Annotated in this window: 5 protein-coding genes; all 5 read left to right on the forward strand. The window is 35.5% G+C overall.

Features of this window, described 5'->3' with window-relative positions; all coding sequences use genetic code 11:
- On the forward strand, positions 1 to 219 hold a 219-nt coding region (locus ACFFK0_RS02765; protein ID WP_377468358.1), incomplete at its 5' end, for a hypothetical protein.
- Positions 200 to 712: a DUF6042 family protein gene (locus ACFFK0_RS02770; RefSeq protein ID WP_377468359.1), complete on the forward strand. Its 513-nt coding sequence runs from the start codon at positions 200 to 202 to the stop codon at positions 710 to 712. The genes ACFFK0_RS02765 and ACFFK0_RS02770, both read left to right, overlap by 20 nt.
- Before the next feature lie 19 nt (positions 713 to 731).
- On the forward strand, positions 732 to 911 hold the full coding sequence (locus ACFFK0_RS02775) for a hypothetical protein (RefSeq protein WP_377468360.1): 180 nt from the start codon (positions 732 to 734) through the stop codon (positions 909 to 911).
- 266 nt (positions 912 to 1,177) lie between these two features.
- Entirely contained in the window at positions 1,178 to 1,759 is a 582-nt protein-coding gene (locus ACFFK0_RS02780) for a metallophosphoesterase (RefSeq protein ID WP_377468361.1), read from the forward strand.
- A gap of 197 nt (positions 1,760 to 1,956) precedes the next feature.
- Positions 1,957 to 2,349, forward strand: a complete 393-nt coding sequence (locus ACFFK0_RS02785; RefSeq protein ID WP_377468362.1) for a hypothetical protein — start codon at positions 1,957 to 1,959, stop codon at positions 2,347 to 2,349.
- The last annotated feature ends 332 nt before the right edge of the window (positions 2,350 to 2,681 follow it).

The raw sequence follows: 2,681 nt of genomic DNA on the forward strand, positions 1-2,681 counted from the left end.
TTCCTCTTTTTTCATGCCGAAGAGACGGATACAACTGACTTAAATCACCGGACTTCTAAATCTCCAGAAGAAGAATATTGGGCCGTAGGGATAAGTTATAATACATCACAAAATGCAAATGGTGTCATTTCTGAATTTACGATTTCAAACGAAAGGCCGCTGGATATTTTGCCTTATATAATTCAAACGGGAGCTGAACATGTTTTCTTTTCAGAGTGAGGCAATTAATTTTATGACTAATGGCAAAGTTACAGTTAAAATACTTAAACAATTAGGACTTATAACCGAAGGTCAATGTGTTATACCCAATCAGTTTTATGAAAGCGGATGGGGGTTATGGTTGCCAATGCCTAATGTTACATTATTGCCTTATTTTAGTAATTCTATTGCTATTGGCCTTTCAAGAGATGAAACTATTATATATCTTGAGAATAAATCAAAACCAAATACTTTTATAACTTTTGAGGATAACGGGATCAAGTCATCAGAGTTTGACATAGATGAGGAACAGATGTTGCATGAGAGGGAAGAGGAAATCAAGCGTAGACTAGAGGCTAATGGGTATCTTTACCCGAAAAGCATTAGTGATGTAGTTAGTCTTTATGTAACTTTAGGATTGGCGTTCGAAGAAAAGGATCAGCAGGGAACGGTGTGTCTTGATATGATAATTCGTCCACTTCGTAAAATTGATGATGTGTTAATCGAACCATAATATTTGGTAGGTGACATTAATGAGGTGGTTAGATAGAAATGAAGGCATGATTATGAAAATACTCAGTATTATATTCTTAGGATTTGGAGCAGGTCAAATACTTAATAGAGAATATTATCTGGCGCTAGAAAGTGGATTGATGAGTATTTTAATTTATATGATTTATCGAGCTGGTTCTAATCTCGATAAGCATTTATAGCAACAAGGAAATGGTGAGTCTGATTGAATAAGATTAGCTATAAATAAGACCAACAGGGTTCCGCAAACTACGGGACTCTGTTTTGTATTTATCAGTTATTTTATAGTTGACTTGAGTTGGCGCGGTGAATAACTCGAACTACCTCGGTAGACCCGATAAACTCAGTAGACTAGAGCCTACCTCATGATTAGAGAAGAGCGTAATGAGTTTTCATTTTAGAAAGGTATAACTGCGCAGATTTATCAGCTAGAATAAACTGCAGGGAAGTGAGAATTATTAGAACAATTGTGATTTCAGATTTTCATGGGTACAATCGAACCTTCGAGGTGCTTTTATCACTCACTGGCTACAATCCTGTTTGTGATAAACTTGTATTACTTGGAGATTACGTTGATGGAGGTCCTGCTTCACTGGAGCTTGTAATGAGAGTTCGACAATTGACGGAGAACCCAAACGTCAAGGCAATCGGCGGAAATCATGACGATATGTTTCTTCGATGGTTGGATAAAAAAGAGTACCCTTTCTTAAAGTATACGAGTTACTCAGAAGAAATAAACTTTTTACGCAAATTACCGAATTATTGGGAAGATGATCGTCTTATCTATGTTCATGGAGGAATCGATCCTACACAGAATGATTGGAAACTAACTTTAAATAAAATCTTCCGTTGGATCCGCGAACGTTTTCATCGAAACGATGGTAAGCTGCCAACAAATAAAACAATTGTATTTGGACATGAGATTTGCTCACGATTGCATAAAGATGATACGAACTTTAATCATGGTTTGGTCGACAAATCATTGGCATTGACGGAGGTATTAAGTATGGGAAGCAACTTAATGCATTAATTATTGATGATAACGGTCAATATCAATTAGAAAGCACCTTAAGCATGGATCATTAATTGCCCCCAAGTAAAATACTGTAAGATGGGATAATTCAACGCCGCGGCGGGCAAATTATTAGGTTGAGAAGTAGGATTACCTTCTATAGAGTTTTCACTATTGATAGAATCATAAAAATCAAAAGTATGGGGGGATAAAGTTTGGCTTTATTAAATGACACAGAAAAAGTTGATTTCCTGATCGATTTGTTAGACCAACATAAGCAAAAGCTCCCGGATGAAGATATTCTAAGAAAATATCTTGAATCTATTCATGGGTTCTTAAAAACTAAAGATTCGATCCTTCAAAAGGCAGCTATGTCCAATAGTGTGCTGTTCATAGACAATCTAGCCCAGAGCACCTCAGAAACCGATTATTTAATTAGTTATTTTGAAAAGTACATGGCAGAATTAGAAATGGAACTAAAGGAAGAACCAGAGAATGATTTTTTGAAAGGAAAAATAAAAGGGATTAAGCATGCTGTAGTAATAGCCAGAATGGTAAAACAAGGAAACAAGTACCAAGGTGAAGGAATTAGTGTAATGATTGACTGAGGAATAATAGTTTAGTTGAATATGCTGTGTTAAAAAGATGTATTGTTTGATGATAAAATCGTCAAAAATAAAGACTTTCCATTCCTACTGATGATTCGTAGAACTAGGCAATTACGACACCAAGTTTTTTATGTAGAAGTCTCAGCTTGATGCTTAAGAACTTATACAGTTAGGGTCAGAGATCACTTAATAAATCTGATCATTAAAACATAATGTGTGTGCGCAGAAGCCGGTGGAAAATAACTTCGGCTTCTTTTTTTTATGTATTCTTAAATTTGAATATCAAGTTGCCTCAGCAAATCCTTCACATGCGAACATTTGTTTGATATATT

This window comes from Paenibacillus chartarius (genome assembly GCF_042432825.1).
GTDB lineage: Bacteria > Bacillota > Bacilli > Paenibacillales > NBRC-103111 > Gordoniibacillus > Gordoniibacillus chartarius.

Excerpts from the sequence above, each read along its gene's own strand:
- ACFFK0_RS02770 (WP_377468359.1), top strand. The coding sequence starts at position 200 with ATGTTTTCTTTTCAGAGTGAGGCAATTAATTTTATGACTAATGGCAAA.
- ACFFK0_RS02775 (WP_377468360.1), top strand. The coding sequence starts at position 732 with ATGAGGTGGTTAGATAGAAATGAAGGCATGATTATGAAAATACTCAGT.